This is a genomic window from Burkholderia gladioli (genome assembly GCF_000959725.1).
Classification (GTDB): domain Bacteria; phylum Pseudomonadota; class Gammaproteobacteria; order Burkholderiales; family Burkholderiaceae; genus Burkholderia; species Burkholderia gladioli.
The window spans coordinates 3,215,177-3,238,673 of the sequence record NZ_CP009322.1; the positions used below are offsets into that span (position 1 = coordinate 3,215,177).

Here is a 23,497-nt window from a genome sequence, read left to right on the forward strand (position 1 = left end):
CGGGCCGTGGCACAGGCCCGCTGTTTTTTTGCCGCCTACTGCTTCCCCCTGTCGGCCACCTGCTCGCCGCCAGTTCGGATCAGAACAATCTCGGTGTCCCGACCCAGACGATCCACGACTCCTCGGTCGACACGTTGCGCCATGCGTGCGTGACATTGGCCTCGTAGTGCGCGGTATCTCCCTGCTTCAGCGTGAAGGTGCGCCCGTCGAGGGTCAGCGCGATTTCGCCGCGTATCACGTACAGGAACTGCTCGCCCGTATTCGACGCCACGGCGGACTGGGCATGGTCCACCGGCATCTTCACCAGCACCGCGTCGAGCTGGCGGCTGTCCATCTGGCTGGTCAGCCGCGCGAACGAATTGGCCGAATCCGCGAAGCTGAAGAACTGCAAGGTCTCGGCGCGCCGGACCGACTTGGCCTCGGTGGGCGCCTCGACGAAGTACTGCATGCTCACGCCGAGCGCGCGGGCGATGCCGACCAGCGATTGCAGCGAGGGCGTCGCGCGGCCGCGCTCGACCTGGGAGAGGAACGGCTTGGAGATGCCCGCCATTACCGCCACCTCGTCCAGCGTCAGCTTCAGCCGCTGCCGCAGCGCGCGGATCCGGCCGCCGATCGCCGCCGACGCGGACATCGATTCATCGAGGATCGGAACCATGTTAGATCGCTGTTCATTTCGCCACGACGAGGGTCCACAGCCGCGCCAGCTCGGCTGTTCCGTCGTTCCCGTTGACGGCACGGAACGCCTGCACCGCATGGGCCTTGTCGCCCGCCACGTAATACGCCTCGCCGAGCCGCAGCTGCGCGAGATCCGGATGCGCCAGGCCGCCCTTGGCGATCGCCTGGCGGATCTGCGCGATACCCTCGGCGCCCTTGCCGGCGAACACCAGGTTCAGGCCGGCGTCGACCGGGTTGACCGGATTGTCGGGATCTGGCGGCGCGGTCAGTCGCTTGGCGGCCAGCGCCTGCAGGCGCTTCTCGCGGTCGGCCTGGGCGTCGTGGCCCAGCACGCCGGAGGAGAAGCCCTGGTCGATCACCTGCTTGCCCTCGGCGGTCGAGCCGACCACGATCGCGAGCTGGGTCATCTCCATGTAGTCGTCGACGCTCGTCAGGCTGTTGGTGGCGCGGCGCAGCCGGTAGATATCGAGGTCCAGCGAGGACAGGTAGCCCGGCCGCGTGCGGATCGCGTTGAACAACTGGGACTGATAGGCCGGGTTCGGGTGATGGACGGCCAGCGACTCCAGCGCCGAGAGATAGGTCGCGCTGTCGTTGGCGTGCTGCGCGCAGGTGGCCAGCATCTGCAGCGAGCCTTCGTCGGTGACGCGCCCGGCGCGCGTGTCGGCGTCCACCGCCGGCTTGAGGGTGGCCACCACCTGCTTGCAGTCGTTCGAGAGGTAGTAGGACTGCAGCAACAGGGTGCGCATGTCCGGATCGTTGCCGCCCGCCTTCTGGTAGCGCTGCGCGGTGCGGATCGCCGCGGCGTAGTTCTTCTGCTGGAAATACAGGCCCGCCAGCGTGGCGGCGGTGCGCTGCTCGTCGGCCGCGCCCGCGTGGCCCGAGGCCAGCACCGCCTCGTAGGCCTGCTGCGCGGCGCCGGTGTCGCCGGCGGCGATGGCGGCCGCGCCGCGCATCTCGTCGACCGTCACGGCCTCGTAGGGCGTCTTGTTCGGCACGGCCTGCGCCTGCGCGATCTTGCCGAGCGCGTCGCGATACTTGTGGGCGCGATAGAGGTCCTGCGCGGCCGCGAGCGGCTTGGCGATCTCGGGGCGCAGCGAGTCGGCCGCGTGCGAGATGCCCGATGCGCAGGCGAAAAGAACCCCCAGCGCGGCCGCGAGCGCGGCGCGCTTCATCCGTTGGTCGATCATCGAGGTACCCGGTTCGTTACTGCATGTACTGTTCGTTGCCGATCAGGCCGATCTTGGTGGCGCCCACGCGCTGCGCGGCGGCCAGCACGCCCGCCACGTCGCGATACGGCACCAGCTTGTTCGGCCGCAGATGGATCTCCGGCTGCACCGGCTCGGCCGCGGCCTGCGAGAGCTTCTGCTCGAGCGCGGCGCGGTTCGGCACCAGGGTGCCGTTCCAGGTGGTGGTGCCGTCGAAGTCGATGTCGATCTGCACCACCTCCGGCGGCGTGGCCGGCGGCGGCGGATTGCCGACCGGCAGGTCCATCTTCACCGAGTGCATCTGGATCGGGATGGTGATGATCAGCATGATCAGCAGCACCAGCATCACGTCGATCAGCGGCGTGGTGTTGATGTCCACCATCACTTCCGGCTCGCCGCCACCGCGCGAAACGTTCATTCCCATCGTCTGCTCCTAGCCGCGAGCCGGCGGCTCGGTAATGAAGGACACTTTCGCGATCCCCGCCCGCTCGCAGTCGGTGATCAGGCGCCCGATGAATTCGTAGCGGGTGTCCTGGTCGCCGCGCACGTGCACGTCGGGCTGCGGGTTCATCTGCGATACGTCCTTCAGCTTGGCGAGCAGGGTCGGGCCGTCGACCAGCTTCTCGCCCCAGAAATACTGCCCTTCGCGGTTCACGGCGATCTCGATGCTCTTGGGCTTGGTCTGCAGCGGCTGCACGGTTTCCTTGGGCAGCTGCAGCGGGATCGTGTGCGTGACCACCGGGATCGTGATCAGGAAGATGATCAGCAGCACCAGCATCACGTCCACCAGCGGCGTGGTGTTGATATTGGCGATCACCTCGTCTTCGCCTTCCTCCTGCCCGACACTCATGGCCATGGCGAATCTCCGCTCAGCGGCCGAGCGAGGCGGCAGGCGCGCGCACCGCGCGCTTGCCGCCGCCTGCCAGCACCACGGTGTGCAGCTGGGCGCCGAAGTTGCGCACGCGCTCCATCACCGACTTGTTGCGACGGACCAGGAAGTTGTAGCCGAGCACCGCCGGCACCGCCACCGCCAGGCCGATCGCGGTCATGATCAGCGCCTCGCCCACCGGGCCGGCGACCTTGTCGATCGAGGCCTGGCCAGCGATACCGATCGCCGTCAGCGCGTGGTAGATCCCCCACACCGTGCCGAACAGGCCGACGAACGGGGCGGTCGAACCGACCGTGGCCAGGAAGGCCAGGCCGTCCTGCATGCGGTTCGAGACATTGGTGATGCCGCGCTCGACCGAGGCGTCGATCCAGGTATTGCGGTCGACCGCCTCGAGCAGCGCCTCCTGGTGATGCTCGCCCGCCTCGATGGCGGTTTCGGTCAGGAAGCGGAACGGCGAGGCCTCGTCGAGCAGCTTGACGCCCTCGGCCAGGCTCGGCGCGGTCCAAAGCTGTTCGTCGGCGTGCTTGGCGCGGCGGTTGGCGCGCAACTGCTCGAGGAACTTGGTGATCATGATGTACCAGCTGCCCATCGACATGATGACCAGCAACACCAGCACGAAGCGCGCCACGAAATCGCCGCCCTTCCACAGCGCGCCCAGCCCGTAGGGATTGCTGACCGCCTCGGTGGCGGCCGGTGCCGGCGGCGGCACCGCGTCGGCGGGCGCGGCCTCGGTGGCGGGTGCCGTCTGGGCGGCCGCCGGCGCCGAGCTGGCCGCGGCATCGCTCGACTGCGCATAGGCAGCCTGCGGCGCCAGCAAGGCGACGGGGGCAAGCAGCCCGGTGGCGGAAATCATCATGCTTGCCGCGAGCGCGGCGATCGAACGCTTGGCCATACCCAACTCCTGTCGATTCGTTGTACTGACGAACACGTCACGTGCTTCGCCGCCCGGTGCCGGCCCCGCCGGCACCGCTTCAGATTGATGAACTCAGTTCAGGTTGAACGAGAAAGGAACCTGCACGCGCACCGGCTGACCCTGCCCGACGCACTTGAACTGCTTGACCGCGTTGAAGGCGGCGCGATCGAGATCGGAATCGGCCGACTGCGCGACCCGCTCGTTGGTGATCTTGCCGTCCGCGTCGACCGTGAATTCGATCAGCACGTCGCCGGTGATGTTGTTTTCCTGCGCGGCCTGCGGATAGCGGATCGAGCCGCGGATCTGGTCCGAGTTCGGGCACACCACGCCGACTTCATGGCTGACGGGCTTGGGCGCGGGCGCGGCCACCGGCGGCGGCGCCGTGACGGGCGCGGATACCACGGGTGCTGCCTGGTGGACGATCGGCGTCTGCACCGGCGCCTGCACCGGCACCTCGGGGGGCGGCACGAACGGCGGCGGCGGCGGAGCGAATTTCGGCGGCGGCAGCTTGACGACCGGCATCGGCGGCGGAGGCGGCGGCTTGACCGGCTCGATGATGCGGGTTTCGATCGGGTGCTGGATGACCTGCACGACCTTGGTGGCAAGGCCGTTGAGCAGCGCGTAGATCAGCACGACGTGCAGCAGCAGCACGATGGCGATTCCCGCGTAGCGCCGGATCGGCTGCTTGCGCGAGGCATCGTACTGGCGGGGACGGCCGAGTTGCGCCAGCCCGCTGTTCGACGCGGCGAGGCCCTCTTCAATCTTCATTGTCAAATCAATCCCCCCGGACGGGATGCGCCCGGTAACCGGTTGCACCCGGATCGGGTGCAACCGACGTCTCGTAACCGGGGAGCGGATCCTGCGCAATATCGTTTGGATTCCAAATCGATAGCGCCGGTCCCTGCTGCCCGAATGATCAAAAAGCCAGAACCTCTGTGTGGTGTCGCCCGTCGCGCGCCGGAATCGACGCCATCGCGGCATCGTTCGGTGCTTCTGCGCGGCGCTCAGGCTGGCGGTGATCGACCGTCCAGCGATTCGCCGCCGGTTTGCGACATGACTTGGGTGCAGAAGATATCGCAGAAAAAAAACGCTCGTCAAACTTTATTTGATGACCCCACACTAAATTTGGAGGGTTTATTCGAATTCCTTGGCGAGCCCCTTCGGACAAGGCTTCCCGCGAACCTCGTTAATCTATTTGTAAAGCAGATTACAAATCTGTTTTTGAGAAATAGATATGCACGATAATCGTGCGATGCACCAATTTGGACTGCACTGCAGTGCGGCAATTTCCATTGCATTACAAATTGGCTGACATCGTATTTACCCGAATTCCCATTGCTTTATATGCACCATTCCGAATTCGGCATGAAGCGTGGCAATCGCGTCCGATGCGCTCCACCGAGTTTCATTTCCTGCTTCGCCCCACCCCTGTTCATTCGCATTACTGATCATCAAGATTCCGGACGCTTGATCATGCATCGAAACGATCATCGTCAGAATTCCTGATCGATTTACGAAACCTCCCGGTCGACCGCGCCGCGCCCCGTCATCGCGCGGTGGCATAATCGATCCGCTCCCACAGCATCGCGGTGCGCCGCGCGCCGGCGCCCGCCGTCACGATGACCGATCCGATCACGCTTCCCGCCCCCGACAATCCGCTGCGCGTGCTCGTCGTCGACGATATCGGCGCGAGCCGCGCGGAAACCGCCTCGCAGGTGCGCGCCTCCGGCCATCACGTGCTCGAGGCCGACAGCGGCGCCGCCGCGCTGCGCATCGTCGAGACCACCGACGTCGACCTGGTCCTGCTCGACCTGCTGATGCCCGACATGGACGGCTTCGAGGCCACCCGCCGCCTGCGCGCGATGCGCGAGCGCGCCTGGCTGCCGATCGTGGTGATGTCCTCGCTGCATGGCGCCGAACACTTCGTGCGCGCGGTCGAGGAAGGCGCCGACGACTACCTGGTGAAACCCGTCGACGGCGCGCTGCTGGCCGCGAAGATCCGCAACATCGGCCACGTGCTCGAACTGCAGGCGCGCGTGGCGAATCTCGCCGCGCACAATCGCGAGCTGTTCGACCATGTCGGCGACGCCGTGCTGACCATCGAGGACGGCCTGCGCATCTGCGACGCGAACGCGGCCGGCTACGCCCTGCTCGGGCTGGACGCGCTGCCCGACCAGGGCGCGCCGCTCGACGCGCTGCTGCCCGCCGAGCTGGCCGAGCGGCTGCGCGCCGACACGCCGCCCGCCGCCTGCCAGGCGCTGGTGCGCGGCCCCGCGGGCGACACCTTCCCGGCCGACATCCGCATCAGCCGCTGGCGTACCAGCGCGCGGCCGCGCGTCTCGCTGGTGATCCGCGACCTGACCGAGCAGCGCCGGCTCGACCGCCTCAAGGACGATTTCCTCAGCACCGTCAGCCACGAGCTGCGCACGCCGCTGACCTCGGTGAAGGGCGCGGTCGACCTGCTCGCCGGCGGCGCGGCGGGCGAGCTGCCGGCGCCCGCGCAGAAGCTGGTCGACATCGCGCGCCGCAACGGCGAACGGCTCGGCCGCCTGATCGACGACGTGCTCGACGTGGCCAAGCTCGAAGCCGATCGCATGACGCTGCAGCGCCGCGCCTGCGCGCTCGACACGCTGGTGGACGAGGCGCTCGCCGCCAACCTCGACTACGCGCGCCGCGTCGGCGTCACGCTCACGCGGGTAGGCGCGCCGTTCGGCTGCGAGGTCTGGGTCGATCCAGACCGCTTCCTGCAGGTGATGGCGAACCTGCTGTCGAACGCGATCAAGAATTCGCCGGCCGGCAGCGCCGTGGAGATCCGCGGCGCCACCGACGGCGCGCGTGCGCGAATCGCCGTGCGCGACCACGGCGGCGGCATCCCGGAAGCCTTCCGCGCCCGCATCTTCGAGAAGTTCTCGCAGGCCGACGAACGCGACCGGCGGGTGGGCACCGGCACCGGGCTCGGCCTGCACATCACCCAGGTGCTGGTCGAGCGCATGCACGGCACGGTCGGGCTGGTCTCGACGCCGGGCCACGGCGCCGAATTCCATGTCGACCTGCCGACCGGCGACGCCGCGGCCGTGCTGCCGCCGGCGCGGCCGGTGGCGCTGGTGATCGATCCGGACCCGGCCTGGCGCGCGCGCATCGCCGCCGCGCTCGCGCCCCGATTCGCCACGCTCGCCGCGGCCAGCGCCGAGGAACTCGGCGCCGCCGCCGTGACCGCGCCGGCGCTGCTGGTCGCCGATCCGTCGCGCGGGCGCGACGCGCCGGAAGCGCTGGCGCGGCGGCTGCGAGAAATCGCCGGCCCGGCGCCGATCCTGCTCTACACTGACGACGTTTCGGCCGCCGCGCCGGCGCTCGCGGCCGACCGGCTGCCCAAGCGCGGCACCGACGACGATGCGTTGCTGCGTGCCGCGCGGCGCATCGCCCATCCCGACGGAGGACCCCATCGATGAGCTCCACGCTGCACAAGGTGCTCTGCGCCGAGGACGACCCGGACATCCGGGCGATCCTGGAATTCAGCCTCGGCGCGGTCGGCGGCTACGAGGTCCGGCTGTGCCCGGACGGCACCGACGCGCTGGCCGAGGTCGACGCCTTCGCGCCGGACCTGATCCTGCTCGACGTGATGATGCCGACCCTGAGCGGCCCCGACACGATGCGCGCGCTGCGCGAGAAACCGGCGCTGCGCGACACGCCGATCGTGCTGATGTCGGCGCGCGCCTTGCCCGACGAGATCGAGGCGCTGCTCGAGCACGGCGCCACCGGCGTGATCGTGAAACCGTTCGACCCCATGACCCTGCCCGAACACCTGAAGATCTACTGGGACTACGCCCGTGATAAACGCGCCGGACAATCCTCCTGATTTCGAACGCCAGCTTGCCCTGCTGCGCGCGCGTTTCACGGCCGGCCTGGTGGCGCGCCGGGACGAACTGGTCAGTGCCTGGAGCGAATGGAACAGCCTGGCGGCCAGCGCCGACGGCGACCGGCCGCGCGCGGTGCTGGCCATCGCCCTGCACCGGCTGGCGGGCGCGGCGCTCTCCTACGGCTACGAGGCGCTCGGCCAGGACGCCCGCACGCTGGAGGGACGCATCACCGCCGACGGCGCGCGGCCCGAGGGGCTGGCGATGAGCTTCGCCGCGCTGATCGCCGATCTCAGCGACGCCTACTCGGCCGCCTCGGGCGTGCCTCCGGCGGGGCCGCCCGCCGAGCCGCCGCCCGCGGCCCAGTGACGAGACGGCCCCAGGCCGCCGACCGGACGCGCCGCCCGGCTCCCCGAGCCCCGGCGCGCCTGCATCCCACGAGGATCCCACGATGGAATTGTTGACCACCCCCGCCCCTGGCGGCCCGCTGCTGGTCCGCCCGACCGATGCGCACCTCGATGCCGGCAACGTGCAGGCTTTCAAGGACGCCATCGCGCCGCTGCTCGCCCAGGAGGCGCGCATCGTGTTCGACATGTCCTCGCTGAGCTTCGTCGACAGCTCCGGGCTCGGCGCGCTGATCGCCTGCCTGCGCGAGACGCACCGGCGCGGCGGCGACTTCAAGCTGTGCGCGATGACCAAGCCGGTCAACGCGCTGTTCGAGCTGATGCGCATGCATCGCGTGTTCAGCGTGCACGGCTCGACCGATGACGCGCTGGCCGCCTTCGCCTGAGCGCCCCGGCCCGCGGCGGGAGGCGGCGCCGTGCGCGTCGCGTCGCCCGCCGGGGCGGTTCACGATCCCGCCACACTTTCCGCCGATGCCCATGCTGCAATCTTCCGGATATCACGATCCGTCCTCGCCGGCCGTCGCGAACGCGCGGCCCGGCACCCGTCACCCGCGCGCCGCGCAAGGAACGACACGATGGTTCGCTGGCCCGATCTGCGCAGTATGAGGAACCGGTTCTCCGGTCACCCCGGCGCGCCCGGCAGCCGCCGGGGCGACACGCGCGAGGCCCGGCCCGCCTCGGCCACGCTGCGCCGGGCGGCGGCGGGATCGGCGGCGCTGCTGATGATGGCCGCCTGCGGTGACGCCAGCGCGGGCGCCGTGCTCGATCGCGTGCATGCCACCCGCACGCTGCGCGTGTGCCTGTCGCAGAACGATGCCGGCATCACCTACCGCGATCCGCGCACCGGCGAGCCGCGCGGCATCGACGTCGACCTGGCGGCCGCCTTCGCCGGCGATCTCGGCGCCCAGATCGTGATGGTCGACACCTCCTTCGACCGCTTCGCCGACGACCTGCTGGCCGACCGCTGCGATGTCGCGATGCTTGCCGTGGCGGCCACCGCAGAGCGCCGCGAGATGCTGCGCTTCAGCCGTCCATACCTGTCGAGCGGCATCGTCGGGGTGGCCTCGCGCGGCAGCGAGGTGGTGCCGGGCTGGGGCGATCTCGACCGGCCCGGCGTGCGTGTCGGCGTGCAGCAGGGCTCGCAGATCGAGCCGCTGCTGCGCGCCACCCTCAAGCGCGCCACCCTGGTGGTGCTCGACGCGCGCGTGAACCGCGAGGACGAGTTGCAGGCAGGGCGGCTCGACGTGCTGGTGGCGGGGCTTCCGTATGCGCGCCGCCTGCTGGAGAATGCCGACTGGGCCCGCCTGGTGGCGCCGCCGCGGCCGTTCCATCCGATGCCCTATGCCTATGCCGTGCGCCCCGGCGACGACGCCTGGCTGCAGACGGTCGACGCCTTCGTCGCGCGCATCCAGCGCGACGGCCGGCTCGCCGAGGCGGCCCGCCGCCATCACCTGACCGACATCATGCTGCTCCAGTGAAACGAATCGAAGCGATCATCGGCCATCACACCGCGCAGCTCCCCGCCTGGCTCAACAGCCGATCGGTGCTGGTCGGCGGCGCGCTCGTCGGCGCGCTGCTGATCGGCGCGGCCGGCAGCTTCGCGTGGTGGGAGCATCGCAGCGCGATCGACGACGAGCGCGGCAGCGCCGAGATGCTGGCGCGCGCGCTCGACGACCAGGGCGCGCGCGCCGCCAGCACCGCCAATTCGATCGCGCGCTCGATCGACAGCACGCTGCAGACGCGCGACCTGCGCGGCACGTCCTTCGCCAACCTGATGCTGGCGCGCAGCATCGCCGGCACGCCGATGCTGCGCAGCGTCTCGCTGGTCGACAGCGAGGGCGAGGTGTTCGCCAGCTCGAACCCGGCCAACCTCGGCGCGCATCTCGACCTGGCGCGGCTGCCGGGCCCGCGCGTGCCGGTCGCCGACGGCGATCTCGCGATCGGCCGTCCGGTGGCGGGCCGCGATCTCGCCGATTCCTCGCTGCTGCGCGGCGCGCGGGCCGGCGCCGGCAATGCCCTGCCGCTGCACTTCCTGCCGCTCGCGCGGGCCAGCGTGACGCCCAACGGCGACGTGATCCGCATCGTGGTCGCGCTCAATCCCGACTACCTCAAGACCAGCTTCCAGATGCTGCTGGGCGACGCCTCGCGCTCGGCCGGGCTCTACACGCTCGACGGCACGCCGGTGGTAACCACCGGCGTGCCGCTCGACAAGGCCGGCGCGCTGGGCGCGCATGCACTGTTCCGCAACCTGCTGCCGCGTGCCGAGAGCGGCAGCTTCGCGGCGCTCGATTTCGACGGCACCTCCAGCATCGGCGCCTGGCGCACCGCGCGGCGCTGGCCGCTGGTGACGGTGGTGGCCACCCCGGCCGAGAGCGCGCTCGCCACCTGGACCGTGGTCGCGCACTGGGTCACGCTCGGCAGCGGCGCCGCGCTGCTGCTGTGGGGCGTGTTCTGCACCGCCGCCTCGCGCAGCCTGCGCCAGAACGCGCTGACCATCGCCGCGCTGGGGCAGCTGATGCGCGAGATCGCCAGCAGCGAGGCGCGCAACACGGCGGTGCTGACCAGCGCGATGGACGGCATGGTCACGCTCGACGCGCTCGGGCACGTGGTGGAATTCAACCGCGAGGCCGAGCGCATCTTCGGCTATCGCGCCGAGAACCTGATCGGCCAGCCCGGCGAGGCGCTGCTGCCCGACGAGATCCACGAACTGATGCGCGACCGCCGCCTGCCCGGCGAGGACGACCGCTCGGCCACGCCGCGCCGCCGGCTCGAGCTGAACGCGCGGCGCGCCAACGGCCGCGTGTTCCCGGCCGAGATCTCGGTGGCGCCGGTGGACGTGGACGGCGAGCTGTACTACTTCTGCACCGTGCGCGACCTGTCCGAGGCCAAGCGCGTCGCGCACGAGCGCGCCCAGTTGCTGGCCAAGTACCGCGATTCCTCCTCGGACCTGCGCGGCCTGAAGAACGCGCTCGACGAGCACGCGATCGTCAGCATCCTGTCACCGGACGGGACCATCCTCTATGCCAACTCGATGCTGGCCTCGGTCAGCGGCTACCCGAGCGACGAACTGGTCGGCCAGTCCTACCGGCTGCTGCGCCCCGACGACGCCTCGGGCGGCCTGGTGGTGGACCGGCTGCCCGAGCTGATCCGCGAGGGCGCGCCCTGGAGCGGCCAGCTCGTGCACCGGCGCCGCGACGGCTCGCTGTTCTGGACCGCGTCCACACTGGTGCCGATCATGAACACCTCGCACGACACCAAGCACGCCTTCCTGATCCAGACCGACATCAGCCTGCAGGTGGCCGGCGAGCGCGAGCTGAAGGCGGCGCATCGCGCCGAGCTCGAACTCGGCGCGGGGATCCAGCGCGGCCTGCTGATCGGCGACCTGCCGCCGGCCGTGCACGGCTGCTTGCTCGCCAGCTTCAACCTGGCCTCGCGCGGCATCAACGGCGATTTCTTCGACCTGTTCGAATTCGACGATGGCTGCTTCGACCTGCTGGTGGGCGACGCGATGGGCAAGGGCGTGCCGGCCGCGCTGCTGGGCGCCGCGCTGAAGATGCAGTTCTCGCGCTCGATCGCCGAGCTGGTCGCGCATGGCGAGCCGGGTGCCGAGCGGCCCTCGCCGGCGCGCATCGTGGCGCATTCGCAGCGCGCCATGCACGCGCGCCTGCAGGCGCTCGACAGCTTCGTCACGCTCTGCTACCTGCGCATCGACCGCGTGCGCGGCACCGCCACCTGGGTCGGCTGCGGGCACGAGGAAACCATGCTGTTCCACGGCAACGCGCCGCCCGAATTCCTGCGCAACCAGCATCCGCCGCTCGGCGTGATCGAGGAGGCCGAGATCTTCGAGGACAGCGTGCGGCTCGGCCCGGGCGACACCGTGGTGCTCTACTCCGACGGCCTGACCGACGCCGTCGACGACACCGGCGAGCGCTTCGGCCTGGACCGGCTGGCGGCCACGCTGCGCGCGCTGGTGCCGACCCATCGACGGCCCGGCACGATCGTGCGCGGCATGCGCGCGGCCGTCGAGGCGTTCACCAACCGCGCGCGGATTCCGGACGACATGACGATGCTGGTGCTGCAACTGCCCGACGGCGAACCGAACACGCGCCGCGAGCGGCTCGACATGCCGCGCACGCTCTCGCAGTTGCAGACGCTGCGCAACTTCGTGGCGATGCACGCGGCGGCGGGCCTCGGCGACGACGACGCAGCCTCGCTCGCGCTGGCCGCCGTCGAGCTCGCCAGCAACGTGGTGCGCCACGATTCGCGCCCCGGCGACGGCCCGATCGAGGTGGTCTGCACCACCGGCCCGGAGCTGGCCACGCTCGAATTCGTCTACGACGGCCGGCCCTTCACGCCGCCGCCGGAGCTGAAGCCCGATTTCTCGGGCGAATCGGAAGGCGGCTTCGGCCTGTTCATCATTCGCGAGAGCTGCGACATCGTCAGCCACGACCACGTCAACGGCATCAATCGCGTCACCCTGATCAAGCGCCGCCACACCCAAGCAGCCTGAACCAACCGGGAAGCTCTCCTCAGACGATTGGCGCGACGCGCGCCGATCGATGGCACAACTGAGGATCGCATCCCGCGCCGCCCGACGAAATCCGCCGCGCCCACCAGAAGCCGCGCCCGGCGCGGCATCCGACCCTTTGGCGTGATCCGACGTTTGCAGTTCTGTCACGATTCCGGACCCGATTCGCGATGAAATTGAGCCCATCCACGCTGGAGGGCCACGCGATGATCGCAATCTCTTTGGACGCACAACAACGTTGCAGCCGCCAATCGGGCGGCAAGCAGGCCGACGTTCGTCTGCAGCCGGGGCGCGCGCGACGTCGCCAGCAGACCGCGCGCGCCTGGCGCCGCGCGCGCCTGGCCGCCGCGCCGCTGCGCCGCGCCTTCGGGCCCTGCTGGGTCGGCAGCGCGTTGCGCGCGCCGCTGGAGGAAGAGTTTTGAACGCGCACCAGGTCGCCGTGGTGGTGAGCGGGCGCGACCGTGACGGTTCGCTGTCGCGCTGCCTGCGCAGCGTGCGCGGCGCCGATTGGGGCGAGCTGCCGGTCGAGGTGCTGTACGCGACCGACGAACCGCTGGGCGACGATGCCCGGCTGGCCGCCCTCGACGGCGCGCGGGTGATCGCGGCCGACACGCGCGGCATCGGCCAGCCCACCACGCGCGCGGCGATCCGCAACGCCGGCTGGCACGCCACGCATGCCGACACGGTGCTGTTCCTGGGCGCCGACACCCTGCTCGACCGGCACTTCCCGCAAGCCGCGCTGGCGCGCCTGGACGCGCAATGCGCGGCAGTGCGCGGCCAGTGCCGCGAGGCGCTGCCGCATCAGTCGCATTACGCCGCGGTGGTCGACCTGGATGGCGTAATGCCGTTCGGCGACGCGCTCGACTGCGTGGGCGACGCCCTGTTCAGCCGCGAGGCGCTGCTCGACGTGGGCGGCTTCGACGCCAACCTGGCCGACGGCGAGGCCGCCGACCTGTGCCGCCGCCTGGCGGCGCGCCGCTGGCGCATCGTCGAGCTGGCGATCCCGATGACGCGCCACGACGACGTGCTGGCCCGTTTCCGGGATTACTGGCGCCGCGCGGTGCGCATCGGCGAGGCCTATGCCGCCGCCGACGCGCGCTGTGCCGGCCGCGCCGCCTTCCCTCACGGCTACGCGCCGCAGCGCAACCGCGCCTGGGGCGCGGCGCTCGGCGTGGCCGCCCTGGTGTTCGCGGCGATGCTCGCCACCGCGCCCGGCATCGCCTGGAGCCTGCTCGCGCTGTTCGGCGCGGCGCTGCTGCACACCACCCTGCGCGCCCGGCCCAGCGCCGGCGACTGGCGCCTCGCGACGCTTTATGCGCTGCACGCGCACCTGCAACAATTGCCGATTCTCTATGGCCAACTCGCCTACCGCCGCCGTCATGCCGCCGCTCGTCCGCGGCGAGCGCCCCGCCAGCTATCCGGGGGCGCGCCATGATAACGATTCCGGCCGCGCAGCGTCGCCGGAGCCCACCATGATCGGCCTGCACGACGCCGAGCCGATCGCCTCGCCCGAGCCGCGCCCGTCCCCGCACGAACATGTGCTGGCCCGACGGGCGTTGTCGATCCTGATCGTCGCGCACGATTCGGCCGAGCACATCGACGCCCAGCTCGCGATGCTGGCGATGGCCGCGCGCTATCGCGACTGGCAGGTGATCGTGGTCGACAACGCCTCGAGCGACGGTACCGCCGAGCTGGTCGAGAGCCGGCATCCCTGGGCGCTCTTGATCCGCTCGCCCGTCAACATCGGCTACGCGGCCGCCTGCAATCTCGCCGCGCGCGAAGCGCTCGGCGCCCTGCTGCTGCTGGCGCATCCCGATACCCACGCCCAGCCCGCGATGATCGCGCGCGCCGCCGCGCGCATGCTGGTCAATCCCGGCGTGGGCATCGCCGGCGGCCGTCTGGTGGACGCCGAGGGCCAGGACGTGCCGGCCTCGCACCGCTTCCCGTCCGCGCTGGGCGACGCCTTCGCCTGGCGCGGCCCAGTATGGCCCGGCGCGGCGGCCAGGCGCGTGCCGCTCGACCCCGACCTGCAGCCGCGCGAGCCGGCGCGGCGCGTCGACTGGGTCTCGGATGCGTTCGCGATCATGCGCCACGACCTGTTCCGCTTCCTGGGCGGCTTCGACCCACGCTTCTTCATGTACTGCGAGGACATCGACCTGTGCCGGCGGGTGGCGATGGAAGGTTTTTCGGTGATGTACTGGCCCGACGTGCGCGCCCTGCGCGCCGGCCGTCCCGGCGCGGCGCGCGGCGACGCGGCGGCCGAGGCGCGCCACGCGCGCTGGCAGATGCGCAGCCGCCTGCTCTATCACCACAAGCACCAGGGATCGACCGGGGCCTGGATCGCCAGCCGCGTGGAATCGGCCTGGCTCACGCTGGCGGGCTGGGGCTATCGCTGCGGCGGCGCGCTGCCGGCCGCCGACGCCGGGCATCGCGATGCGCTGACGCGGCGCGCCCAGGTCGAGGATGCCTGGCGCGCCACCGACGGCGGCCGCGCCTCGCCGCCGGGGCCGTGGCGCTGAGCCTCGGCCTGGGCCGCCTGGGCCGCACCAGACGGCCGATATCGACGGGAAATCAGGAAATCGAAGAGCCGGGCGGCATCGAATGCGCCGCCGCGTTCACAGTCTTACGCGCGCCTGCCTGATCGGGCGCGTCGCTCGCCGGCGTGCCACCGGGCCGCTGCCTTACTCGGGCGTATCGAGCCGCACGCAGCGATACCCGTAGCCGTAGATCGGAATCACCTTCCAGCCGTTCGAGCCGTCCAGGTGCAGCTTCTTGCGCAGCCGGCTGACGTGGGTGTCGACGGTGCGCGTATCGACATCGGCATGCACGCCCCACACGCGATTGAGCAGATGATCGCGCGACAGCAACTGGCCCGGGCTCTGGAACATGTAGACCGCCAGGTCGAACTCCTTCTGCGTCAGGTCGACCGGCGCGCCGTTGACGGCGATCCGCACCCGCTGGATGTCGATCTCGTAGGCGCCCAGCGTCAGCGGCGCCTTGCCGCCAACCCCGTAGCGCCGCGCCACGGCCGCGATCCGCGCCAGCATCTCGGCGGCCCGCGCGGGCTTGACGAGGTAGTCGTCGGCGCCGGCGCGCAGCGCGGTCAGCACCGTCTGCTCGTCGTCGCGCGCGGTCAGCACGATCACCGGCACGTTCCAGCCGAGCGTGTCGCGCACCGCCTTGATCATCTCCTCGCCCGTCGCGTCGGGCAGCATCCAGTCGATCACGAACAACTGGAACCGTTCCTTGCTCAGCGCCGCGGTGAACTCGGCGCCCGTCTCGAAACCCTGCACGCGATGCCCGCCATGTTCGAGCCACAACATGATCAGGTCGCGTTGGTCGGCATCGTCTTCCAGCACGGCGGTCAGCATTGCGGGTACTCCATCCAGAAAATGGCCCATCTTACTCACCCCTCGCGCGATTGGGAAATCGGCTTCTCGCATCGAAGCCCGCGCCGGGCCTGCCAAGCCGCGCCGCCGCGGCGCCCGGGAAGCGGCGCCCGAACCGCTCGCGCTGCACTGCCGCATGCGTCGCGCGGCACCGAAATCGCGGACAATAGCGCCGGTGCGCCCGGCCCCTTGCCGATAAGGCGCGCCCTCCCCGTCGATCGACCATGAAACTCAAGGCGAAGATATTCCTGCTCGCGATCGTGCCATTCCTGGTCGCGATCGCCGGCATCGGCTTCGGCGTGCGCCAGCAGGCCACCTCGCTGGCGCGCGCCCAGCACGAGACCATCGAATCCGCCTACCTGGGCAGCAAGGAGGTCGAGCTGCGCCATTACGTCGAACTGGCCACCAGCGCGATCGGCCCGCTCTACGCGGCCTCGCGCGACGGCGCGGCCGGCGACGAGGCGCGGCGCGCCCAGGCGCTCGAGATCCTGCGCAAGATGGACTTCGGCCCCGACGGCTATTTCTTCGTCTACGACCTGCAGGGCAATTCGCTGATGCACCCGCGCGAGCCCGAGCGCGTCGGCCGCAACTTCTGGTCGATGCGCGACGCGCAGGGCGCGGCCACCATCCAGGAACTGATCAAGGCCGCCACCACCGGCAACGGCTACGTGCGCTACCAGTGGCAGCGGCCCTCCACCGGCCGCGTCGAGGCCAAGCTCGGCTACGTGGTCGCGCTCGAGCACTGGGGCTGGATGCTCGGCACCGGCATCTATCTCGACGACGTCGACCGCGCGCTGGCGAGCACCGATGCGCGCGCCTCGGCCGAGATCGACGGCACCATGAAGGGGCTGGCCGCGATCGCGCTGGGCGGCGCGGCGGTGATCGCGCTGTGCGCGCTGGTGCTCAACGTCAGCGAATCGCGGGTGGCCGACGCCAAGCTCAAGGCGCTCGCGCAGCGCGTGGTGGAATCGCAGGAGGACGAGCGCGCGCGGCTCTCGCGCGAGCTGCACGACGGCATCAGCCAGATGATGGTGTCGGTCAAGCTGATGCTCGAATCGGTGCACGAGCGGCTGGCGCAAGGCCCCGCGCGCGACGCGGCGGCCGAGGGCGCGCTGGCCAAGAGCGCGGCCCGGCTCGGCGACGTGCTGCGCGAGGTGCGCCGCATCTCGCACGCGCTGCGCCCGGCCATGCTCGACGACCTGGGCCTGGCCGCCGCGCTCGACCAGCTGATCCGCGAGCTGCGCAGCGAGACCGGCTTCGAGGTCGGCTACACGCAGATCGCCCATTCGGGCGCGCCGCCGCTGCCGGCCGCGGTCAACACCGCGCTGTTCCGGATCGCCCAGGAAGCGCTGACCAACCTGATCCGCCACGCGCAGGCCACGCGCGGCTCGCTCTCGCTCGAAGTGACTTCGCACGCCGTCTCGCTGAGCGTGGCCGACAACGGCCGCGGCTTCGACGTCGAGCGCACCCAGGCCGACCCGCACGGCGGCGTGGGGCTGCGCAACATGCGCGAGCGCATCGACGCGCTCGGCGGCACCCTGACGATCCGCTCGCAGCTCGGCCACACCGTGATCGCCGCGCGCGTGCCGCTGCCCGCGCAGCGCCACACCGGAAACTGACCCACCATGACCGCTCCCGATTCCCCCTCGCCCGCCGCCCGGCTGCTGCTGGTCGACGATCATCCGCTGGTCCGCGACGGCCTCAAGATGCGCCTGGAGGCCGTGCCCGGCTTCGTGGTGGTCGGCGAGGCCGGCAAGGCCGAGGACGCGCTGGCGCTGGCCGAGTACCTCGAGCCCGATCTCGCGCTGATGGACGTCACCATGCAGGGCATGAACGGCATCGCGCTGGCCGGCATCTTCCACGAGCGGTTCCCGGCGATCCGGGTGGTGATGCTGTCGATGCACGACAACGTCGAGTACGTGACGCAGGCGGTGCGCGCCGGCGCGAGCGGCTACCTGCTCAAGGATTCGCCGGCCAGCGACATCGTGCGCGGTATCGGCGCGGTGCTGGCCGGGCAGACCTTCTTCAGCGAGGGGCTGGCCGCGCGCATGATCCAGGCCAGCGCGGGCGCCGGGCCGGTCGAGCGCCTCACGCCGCGCGAGCTCGACATCCTCGACGCGCTGGCCGAGGGCCTGTCGAGCAAGCAGATCGCCCTGCAGAACGGCTTGTCGGTGCGCACGGTCGAGACGCACCGGCTCAATCTCAAGCGCAAGCTCGGCATCGAGGGGCAGGCCGAGCTGATCAAGTTCGCGGTCGAGCATCGGCGGCGCTGAGCACGCCGAGGGCGCCCAGCCTGGCGTGCGCCCGGCACTTCCCTCATGCGGCCGCTCGCGCGGCCTTCAGCGCGCCAGTCGCGCGATCGCCGCGGCGTGTTGCGGAAATTCGCGCGCCAGCGCCTGGGCGTCGCCCAGTTCGAATTCGCTGAACTCGAAACCCGGCGCCACCGTGCAACCCACGAAGGCGAGCCCGCCCGGCTCCGCGCAGACCGCGCCGAACCAGCGCCCGGCCGGCACCACGGCCTGGCTCACGGTGCCGGGATGGGTGAGCGGATTGCCGAGCCGATGGACCAGATGGCCCTGCTGCTCGTCGAGCACATGCACCTCGAGCGGCTCGCCGGCATAGAAATGCCAGACCTCGTCGGAGCGGATCCGATGCCAGGTCGAGTACGCGCCGTCACAGAGCAGGTAGTAGATCGCGGTCGAGGCGCTGCGCGCCGCGCCGTCGCTCGAACGCGCCACCTCGAGCGGCGCGCGGTAGGTTTCGCGGAAATAGCCGCCCTCGGGATGCGGCTGGAGGGCGAAGCGTTCGATCAGCTCGGCGGCGGCTCGGGAAGGGGCTTGCGTCATCGGATCGGCACCTGGGAGAAAGGATGTGCCCGCAAGCGTAGCGCAACGCGGCCGATCCGTGCACGAGCGCCGACGGGGGCGAGGCGCAGCAATGCGCATTCCCGGACCTCGGGTCGCGAAGCTGTCGAAATGGGAGGAAGCGAGAGGCGTCTCGCCACGGTTTTGCCACGATCCGCGCAACGATACGGCACATCGTTGTGGATACAAGCATGAGGAAGGAGACAGGCGCGGCCGCCCCGCCATAACCGGCGAAGGCGGCCGCGCGAACGCGTGCCGGCTTAGTTGACGCGCGCGTTATGCTTCTGCAGGAAGCTGATCAGGCCGTCGATCCCGCCCGCGGCCAGTTGCGACTTGAACTGCCCCTGGTAGACCTGGATCAGCCAGGCCCCGGACATGTCGATGTCGTAGATCTTCCAGTCGTTGCCTTCCTTGCCGAGCCGGTAGCCGACGTTCTGCGTATCGCCCGGCGTGCTCACGGTGGACTGGACCAGCGCGTCGGTGGCGTTGCCGCCGCCGGCCTTGAAGGTGAACTTCGCGTCCTGGCTGCCGAGCTGGGCCAGCGAGGCCGCGTAGGTGCGCGTCATCAGGAGCCGAAATTGCTTGTAGAGCTCCTGCTGCTGCGCCGGGCTCGCCTGGCTCCAGGCGCTGCCGACGGCGATCCGGGTGGTGCGCTCGAAGTTCGCCACCGGCAGGAAACGCGTCTCGACGACCTGCGTGATCTTGGCCATGTCGCCGCCGCGCGCGGCGGGATCGGCCTTCATGGCGTTGACGGTCCCCTCGACCGCGGAGCGGACCACGTCGACAGGCGCGCTTTGCGCGAAAGCCGTGACGGAGACGGCCGCCGCCGCGACGAATGCAATCAGATGACGTTTCATGCGTTCTCTTGCTCTCGAAAAAAAGAAGCCGGCGCCAATGGCTCCGGATCGAAACAGTATAGCGGCCGATCCCGCGCGCGGCGCCCCCGGGGGCCGCGCCGGAAAGCTTCGTTACGCCACGCTTACGTTTGTCACCACCCGATGACATCCTGTTCCGGCCGGGCGCGATCTGGTCCGGCACCGTTTCTACCACGCCGGCCGTCGAAAACGGGGCGCGGACCTAGCCGCCTCCGAAACCGCCGCGCCGGTATACTTGGTCACTTTTGCCCGAGGCCCGCCCCCGCCAGCCCGCCCAATGCTGACAACCCTACTCGTCCGACTCGTTGCCTGGTCGGTACGGCGCCCGATCCTGGTCGTCGTGCTGTCGCTCCTGATCGCCGCCTTCGCCGGTGTCTATACCGTCCAGCATTTCAAGATCAATACCGATGTCAGCAAGCTGATCGACAACGAACCGCAATGGGCGGCACTTGGAAAGGCCGTCGACGACGCCTTCCCGCAGCGCAGCCAGACGCTGTTGGCCGTGGTCGAGGCGCCCGCGCCGGAATTCGCGTCGGCGGCCGCCGACGCGCTGGCCGCCGCGCTCGACAAGGACACCCAGGCCGGCCGCATCGGCCAGGTCTCGCTGCCGGCCGGCGGCCCGCTGTTCGAGCGCGACGCGCTGCTGTTCCTGTCGCCCGCCGAGCTCGCCAAGACCACCTCCAAGCTCGCCGACGCGCGCCCGCTGGTCAACACGCTGGCCAAGGACCCGAGCGTCACCGGCCTGGCCACCACGCTGTCCACCACGCTCGGCCAGCCGCTCCTGACCGGCCAGGTCACCCTGCCCGGCATGAAGACCCTGCTCGGCCGCGCCGCCGCCTCGGTGGACGACGTGCTGGCCGGCCGGCCGGCCGCCTTCTCGTGGCGCGCGCTGGTCGACAGCGATGCCGCCAAGCAGCCCGCCTTCGCGTTCGTGACGGTCGAGCCGATGGTCAACTACGGCGCGCTGAAGGCCGGCGAGCAGACCGAGCGCACGATCCGCGAGACGGCCGCCTCGCTGCAGCTCGACAAGCGCTTCGGCGCGGTGGTCCGGCTCACCGGCGAGCAACCGCTGGCCGACGAGGAATTCGCCTCGGTGCAGGACGGCGCGGCGCTCAACGGCATCGGTACGCTGATCGTGGTGCTGATCATCCTGTGGCTGGCGCTGCGCTCCAAGCGCATGATCGGCGCGGTGCTGATCACGCTGGTGGTGGGCCTGGTGGTGACGGCCGCGCTGGGCCTGGCGATGGTCGGCTCGCTGAACATGATCTCGGTGGCCTTCATGGTGCTGTTCGTCGGGCTCGGCGTCGATTTCGCGATCCAGTACGGCGTGAAGTACCGCGAGGAACGCCATCGCGACCCGAACCTCGAGCACGCGCTGCTGGGCGCCGCGCATTCGATGGGCGTGCCGCTCTCGCTGGCCACCGCCGCGGTGGCCGCGAGCTTCTTCTCGTTCCTGCCGACCGCCTATCGCGGCGTCTCGGAGCTGGGCCTGATCGCCGGCGTCGGCATGTTCGTCGCGCTGTTCACCACCATGACGCTGCTGCCGGCCCTGCTCAAGCTGATGCACCCGCCCGGCGAGGCGAAGGCGCCGGGCTTCCCGCGCCTCGCGCCGGTCGACGACTACCTCGACCGCCACCGCAAGCCGATCCTGATCGGCACCCTGGTGGTGGTGATCGGCGCCCTGCCGCTGCTCACGCGCCTGCACTTCGACTTCAACCCGCTGCACCTGAAGGATCCGCACAGCGAGTCGATGGCCACCCTGATCGCGCTGAAGGATTCGCCGGAAGCCTCGGTCAACGACGTGCACATGCTGGCGCCCACGCTGGCCGCGGCCGACGCCGCCGCGGCGCGCCTGGCCAAGCTGCCCGAGGTGGGCCGCACCACCACGCTGTCGTCCTTCCTGCCCGCCGAGCAGCCCGAGAAGCTCGCCATCATCAAGACCGCCGCCGATTCCCTGCTGCCGGCGCTGACCCAGCAGCCCGCGCCGCCCGCCAGCGACGCGCAGCGTGTGGCCGCGCTCAAGCGCGCCTCGGCCCTGCTCGGCTACGCGGTGGAGGATCATCCGGGCCCGGGCGCGGCCGAGGCCAAGCACCTGTCGGAATCGCTCGCCAAGCTGGCGGCCGCCGATCCGGCCGCGCGCGATCGCGCCGAACTCGCCTTCTCCAGCACCCTGAAGATCGCGCTCGGCCAGCTCGCCTCGCTGCTGCAGCCATACGAGATCACGCGCGCCAACCTGCCGCCGCAGATGGTCAACGACTGGGTCGCGCCCGACGGCCGCGCGCTGGTGCAGATCTCGCCGAAGGTGCCGCCCGGCGTCGATCCCGGCGACGACGTGATGCTGCGCCACTTCGCGCAGGCCGTGAAGCAGGCCGAGCCGGCCACCATCGGCGGCCCGATCTCGATCCTGCATTCGGCCGACACCATCATCAAGGCCTTCCTGCAGGCCGCGGGCCTGTCGATCCTGTCGATCACGGTCCTGCTGTGGATCACCCTGCGCCGCTTCGGCGACGTGCTGCGCACGCTGGTGCCGCTGCTGGTATCGGGCGTGGTCACGCTGGAGCTATGCGTGCTGCTGGGCATGTCGCTGAACTTCGCCAACATCATCGCGCTGCCGCTGATGCTGGGCGTCGGCGTGGCCTTCAAGGTGTACTTCGTGATGGCATGGCGCGCGGGCCAGACCGGCCTGCTGCATTCGAGCCTCACGCACGCGGTGCTGTTCAGCGCCGCGACCACGGCCACCGCCTTCGGTAGCCTGTGGTTATCGCATCATCCGGGGACGGCGAGCATGGGCAAGCTGCTCGCGCTCGCGCTGTCCTGTACGCTGATCGGCGCCGTGGTGTTCCAGCCCGTGCTGATGGGCAAACCGCGCGTGCCACGCGCCCCCCAATCCCCCGAAATCGATGAATAAACTCCGAATCACTGCCGCGGCCACGCTGGCCGGCGCGCTGCTGAGCGGCTGCGCGACCGGCCCCAACCGGACCCCGGGCGACCCGCTCGAGCCGATGAACCGTGCCATCTTCACCTTCAACGACACGGTCGACACGCATATCGCCGTGCCGATCGCGCGCGGCTACCAGAAGATCACGCCGAGCCCGCTGCGCACCGCGATCAGCAGCTTCTTCTCGAACCTCGGCGATCTCGGCAATGCCGCGAACAACCTGCTGCAACTGCGCGTAACCGACGCCACCGAGGACGTGATGCGGGTGGTGATCAATTCGGTGTTCGGCGTGGCGGGCCTGTTCGACGTGGCCACGGTGGCCGGCCTGCCCAAGCATCACCAGGACTTCGGCCTGACGCTGGCGCGCTGGGGCGTGCCCGCGGGCCCCTACCTGGTGCTGCCGGTGTTCGGGCCCAGCTCGTTCCGCGACGGCGTGGGCCGCGCGGTGGACGTGCGCTTCAACCTGCTCAACTACATCGAGCCGGCGGTGCGCAACCCGATGTACATCGCGCAGTTCATCAGCGCGCGCGCCGACCTGCTCGGCGCCTCGGACCTGCTGCAGCAGGCCGCGCTCGACAAGTATTCGTTCGTGCGCGACGCCTACACGCAGCAGCGCCGCTCGGCCACCTATCACGGCGGCGCGGGCGCGGCCTCGCAGGGCACGCTGCCAAGCGGGCTGCCGAACTATGATGATCCGGGCTCGAGCGGCGGCGGCGCGAGCGGCGAACCCTCGGGCCTGCCGAACTACGAGGATCCGGGCGCGAACACGGCGGCACCGGCCGCCGGTGCATCGGGCGCGGCGGCGGCCTCGGGCGCGGCCGCTACCGCGGTGCCGTCCTCGCCGCTGGCACCGGCCGTGCCGGCCGTGGCGCCGGCCAGCGCGCCGGCTGCTCGTTGAGCGTGCCGTACTGAGTAGCGTGCAGCAGGCCGGCTGCATCGAGCCGGCCGCCGTGACCGCGCCAC

The 23,497-nt window shown here is 70.5% G+C and carries 22 protein-coding genes; 13 read left to right on the plus strand and 9 right to left on the minus strand.

Annotation, left to right across the window (positions count from 1 at the left end):
• Positions 1 to 79: 79 nt before the first annotated feature.
• The 6 genes from BM43_RS13895 to BM43_RS13920 all read right to left on the minus strand — a co-directional run bounded on the left by BM43_RS13895 (position 80) and on the right by BM43_RS13920 (position 4,450).
• The gene (locus BM43_RS13895; protein WP_013691702.1) at positions 80 to 655 is read right to left on the minus strand and encodes a helix-turn-helix domain-containing protein; all 576 of its coding nucleotides are present in this window, start codon (positions 653 to 655) and stop codon (positions 80 to 82) included.
• A 13-nt stretch (positions 656 to 668) separates the two neighbouring features.
• Positions 669 to 1,862 carry a tetratricopeptide repeat protein gene (locus tag BM43_RS13900; protein ID WP_036055197.1) on the minus strand — a complete coding sequence of 398 codons (1,194 nt, stop codon included), beginning with the start codon at positions 1,860 to 1,862 and terminating at the stop codon, positions 669 to 671.
• A gap of 16 nt (positions 1,863 to 1,878) precedes the next feature.
• The gene (locus BM43_RS13905; protein ID WP_013691704.1) at positions 1,879 to 2,304 is read right to left on the minus strand and encodes an ExbD/TolR family protein; all 426 of its coding nucleotides are present in this window, start codon (positions 2,302 to 2,304) and stop codon (positions 1,879 to 1,881) included.
• Positions 2,305 to 2,313: 9 nt separating this feature from the next.
• Positions 2,314 to 2,736: an ExbD/TolR family protein gene (locus BM43_RS13910; protein WP_036055196.1), complete on the minus strand. Its 423-nt coding sequence runs from the start codon at positions 2,734 to 2,736 to the stop codon at positions 2,314 to 2,316.
• 13 nt (positions 2,737 to 2,749) lie between these two features.
• Positions 2,750 to 3,661 carry a MotA/TolQ/ExbB proton channel family protein gene (locus BM43_RS13915; RefSeq protein ID WP_013691706.1) on the minus strand — a complete coding sequence of 304 codons (912 nt, stop codon included), beginning with the start codon at positions 3,659 to 3,661 and terminating at the stop codon, positions 2,750 to 2,752.
• A gap of 93 nt (positions 3,662 to 3,754) precedes the next feature.
• Positions 3,755 to 4,450, minus strand: coding sequence for an energy transducer TonB (locus tag BM43_RS13920; RefSeq protein ID WP_013691707.1), 696 nt, complete (start codon positions 4,448 to 4,450; stop codon positions 3,755 to 3,757).
• 851 nt (positions 4,451 to 5,301) lie between these two features.
• On the opposite strand from BM43_RS13920, the gene BM43_RS13925 reads away from it, so the two are divergent.
• The 9 genes from BM43_RS13925 (at position 5,302) to BM43_RS13965 (ending at position 14,987) form a co-directional block, all read left to right on the plus strand.
• Positions 5,302 to 7,131: an ATP-binding response regulator gene (locus BM43_RS13925; RefSeq protein ID WP_036057059.1), complete on the plus strand. Its 1,830-nt coding sequence runs from the start codon at positions 5,302 to 5,304 to the stop codon at positions 7,129 to 7,131.
• On the plus strand, positions 7,128 to 7,538 hold the full coding sequence (locus BM43_RS13930; protein WP_013691709.1) for a response regulator: 411 nt from the start codon (positions 7,128 to 7,130) through the stop codon (positions 7,536 to 7,538). Before BM43_RS13925 ends, BM43_RS13930 begins: the two co-directional genes overlap by 4 nt.
• Positions 7,510 to 7,905: a hypothetical protein gene (locus tag BM43_RS13935; RefSeq protein ID WP_025100485.1), complete on the plus strand. Its 396-nt coding sequence runs from the start codon at positions 7,510 to 7,512 to the stop codon at positions 7,903 to 7,905. Before BM43_RS13930 ends, BM43_RS13935 begins: the two co-directional genes overlap by 29 nt.
• A gap of 82 nt (positions 7,906 to 7,987) precedes the next feature.
• Positions 7,988 to 8,326: an STAS domain-containing protein gene (locus tag BM43_RS13940; RefSeq protein WP_013691711.1), complete on the plus strand. Its 339-nt coding sequence runs from the start codon at positions 7,988 to 7,990 to the stop codon at positions 8,324 to 8,326.
• Between the two features lie 216 nt (positions 8,327 to 8,542).
• Positions 8,543 to 9,418: a substrate-binding periplasmic protein gene (locus BM43_RS13945; RefSeq protein WP_230676386.1), complete on the plus strand. Its 876-nt coding sequence runs from the start codon at positions 8,543 to 8,545 to the stop codon at positions 9,416 to 9,418.
• Complete coding sequence (locus BM43_RS13950) at positions 9,415 to 12,450, plus strand: SpoIIE family protein phosphatase (protein WP_017921519.1); 3,036 nt, start codon at positions 9,415 to 9,417, stop codon at positions 12,448 to 12,450. Before BM43_RS13945 ends, BM43_RS13950 begins: the two co-directional genes overlap by 4 nt.
• Positions 12,451 to 12,674: 224 nt before the next feature.
• Positions 12,675 to 12,890 (plus strand): hypothetical protein, encoded by a 216-nt coding sequence (locus BM43_RS13955; RefSeq protein ID WP_036028486.1) that lies wholly within the window; start codon positions 12,675 to 12,677, stop codon positions 12,888 to 12,890.
• Positions 12,887 to 13,903: a glycosyltransferase family 2 protein gene (locus BM43_RS13960; protein ID WP_036055193.1), complete on the plus strand. Its 1,017-nt coding sequence runs from the start codon at positions 12,887 to 12,889 to the stop codon at positions 13,901 to 13,903. The genes BM43_RS13955 and BM43_RS13960 overlap by 4 nt, the downstream gene beginning before the upstream one ends.
• A 37-nt stretch (positions 13,904 to 13,940) precedes the next feature.
• The gene (locus BM43_RS13965) at positions 13,941 to 14,987 is read left to right on the plus strand and encodes a glycosyltransferase family 2 protein (RefSeq protein ID WP_036057058.1); all 1,047 of its coding nucleotides are present in this window, start codon (positions 13,941 to 13,943) and stop codon (positions 14,985 to 14,987) included.
• A gap of 162 nt (positions 14,988 to 15,149) precedes the next feature.
• Here the strand turns inward: BM43_RS13965 and BM43_RS13970 are convergent, their stop codons facing one another.
• Complete coding sequence (locus BM43_RS13970) at positions 15,150 to 15,839, minus strand: response regulator transcription factor (protein WP_013691716.1); 690 nt, start codon at positions 15,837 to 15,839, stop codon at positions 15,150 to 15,152.
• A 242-nt stretch (positions 15,840 to 16,081) separates the two neighbouring features.
• On the opposite strand from BM43_RS13970, the gene BM43_RS13975 reads away from it, so the two are divergent.
• Entirely contained in the window at positions 16,082 to 17,476 is a 1,395-nt protein-coding gene (locus BM43_RS13975) for a cache domain-containing protein (protein WP_036055191.1), read from the plus strand.
• Positions 17,477 to 17,482: 6 nt separating this feature from the next.
• A complete protein-coding gene (locus tag BM43_RS13980) occupies positions 17,483 to 18,130 on the plus strand; it encodes a response regulator (protein WP_025100493.1) in 648 nt (215 codons plus the stop codon).
• 66 nt (positions 18,131 to 18,196) lie between these two features.
• Here the strand turns inward: BM43_RS13980 and BM43_RS13985 are convergent, their stop codons facing one another.
• Both BM43_RS13985 and BM43_RS13990 read right to left on the minus strand, forming a co-directional pair.
• Positions 18,197 to 18,703, minus strand: a complete 507-nt coding sequence (locus BM43_RS13985; RefSeq protein ID WP_036055189.1) for a cupin domain-containing protein — start codon at positions 18,701 to 18,703, stop codon at positions 18,197 to 18,199.
• A gap of 278 nt (positions 18,704 to 18,981) precedes the next feature.
• A complete protein-coding gene (locus tag BM43_RS13990; RefSeq protein WP_013691720.1) occupies positions 18,982 to 19,578 on the minus strand; it encodes an MlaC/ttg2D family ABC transporter substrate-binding protein in 597 nt (198 codons plus the stop codon).
• Between the two features lie 295 nt (positions 19,579 to 19,873).
• Between BM43_RS13990 and hpnN the strand changes: the two genes are divergently transcribed.
• The gene (hpnN, locus tag BM43_RS13995) at positions 19,874 to 22,504 is read left to right on the plus strand and encodes a hopanoid transporter HpnN (RefSeq protein ID WP_036055188.1); all 2,631 of its coding nucleotides are present in this window, start codon (positions 19,874 to 19,876) and stop codon (positions 22,502 to 22,504) included.
• Entirely contained in the window at positions 22,497 to 23,432 is a 936-nt protein-coding gene (locus tag BM43_RS14000) for an MlaA family lipoprotein (protein WP_013691722.1), read from the plus strand. The genes hpnN and BM43_RS14000 overlap by 8 nt, the downstream gene beginning before the upstream one ends.
• The last annotated feature ends 65 nt before the right edge of the window (positions 23,433 to 23,497 follow it).

Coding starts and splice junctions, on each gene's coding strand:
- BM43_RS13895 (WP_013691702.1), bottom strand. CDS start 655: ATGGTTCCGATCCTCGATGAATCGATGTCCGCGTCGGCGGCGATCGGC.
- BM43_RS13900 (WP_036055197.1), bottom strand. CDS start 1,862: ATGATCGACCAACGGATGAAGCGCGCCGCGCTCGCGGCCGCGCTGGGG.
- BM43_RS13905 (WP_013691704.1), bottom strand. CDS start 2,304: ATGGGAATGAACGTTTCGCGCGGTGGCGGCGAGCCGGAAGTGATGGTG.
- BM43_RS13910 (WP_036055196.1), bottom strand. CDS start 2,736: ATGGCCATGAGTGTCGGGCAGGAGGAAGGCGAAGACGAGGTGATCGCC.
- BM43_RS13915 (WP_013691706.1), bottom strand. CDS start 3,661: ATGGCCAAGCGTTCGATCGCCGCGCTCGCGGCAAGCATGATGATTTCC.
- BM43_RS13920 (WP_013691707.1), bottom strand. CDS start 4,450: ATGAAGATTGAAGAGGGCCTCGCCGCGTCGAACAGCGGGCTGGCGCAA.
- BM43_RS13925 (WP_036057059.1), top strand. CDS start 5,302: ATGACCGATCCGATCACGCTTCCCGCCCCCGACAATCCGCTGCGCGTG.
- BM43_RS13930 (WP_013691709.1), top strand. CDS start 7,128: ATGAGCTCCACGCTGCACAAGGTGCTCTGCGCCGAGGACGACCCGGAC.
- BM43_RS13940 (WP_013691711.1), top strand. CDS start 7,988: ATGGAATTGTTGACCACCCCCGCCCCTGGCGGCCCGCTGCTGGTCCGC.
- BM43_RS13945 (WP_230676386.1), top strand. CDS start 8,543: ATGAGGAACCGGTTCTCCGGTCACCCCGGCGCGCCCGGCAGCCGCCGG.
- BM43_RS13955 (WP_036028486.1), top strand. CDS start 12,675: ATGATCGCAATCTCTTTGGACGCACAACAACGTTGCAGCCGCCAATCG.
- BM43_RS13965 (WP_036057058.1), top strand. CDS start 13,941: ATGATCGGCCTGCACGACGCCGAGCCGATCGCCTCGCCCGAGCCGCGC.
- BM43_RS13970 (WP_013691716.1), bottom strand. CDS start 15,839: ATGCTGACCGCCGTGCTGGAAGACGATGCCGACCAACGCGACCTGATC.
- BM43_RS13975 (WP_036055191.1), top strand. CDS start 16,082: ATGAAACTCAAGGCGAAGATATTCCTGCTCGCGATCGTGCCATTCCTG.
- BM43_RS13980 (WP_025100493.1), top strand. CDS start 17,483: ATGACCGCTCCCGATTCCCCCTCGCCCGCCGCCCGGCTGCTGCTGGTC.
- BM43_RS13985 (WP_036055189.1), bottom strand. CDS start 18,703: ATGACGCAAGCCCCTTCCCGAGCCGCCGCCGAGCTGATCGAACGCTTC.
- BM43_RS13990 (WP_013691720.1), bottom strand. CDS start 19,578: ATGAAACGTCATCTGATTGCATTCGTCGCGGCGGCGGCCGTCTCCGTC.
- hpnN (WP_036055188.1), top strand. CDS start 19,874: ATGCTGACAACCCTACTCGTCCGACTCGTTGCCTGGTCGGTACGGCGC.
- BM43_RS14000 (WP_013691722.1), top strand. CDS start 22,497: ATGAATAAACTCCGAATCACTGCCGCGGCCACGCTGGCCGGCGCGCTG.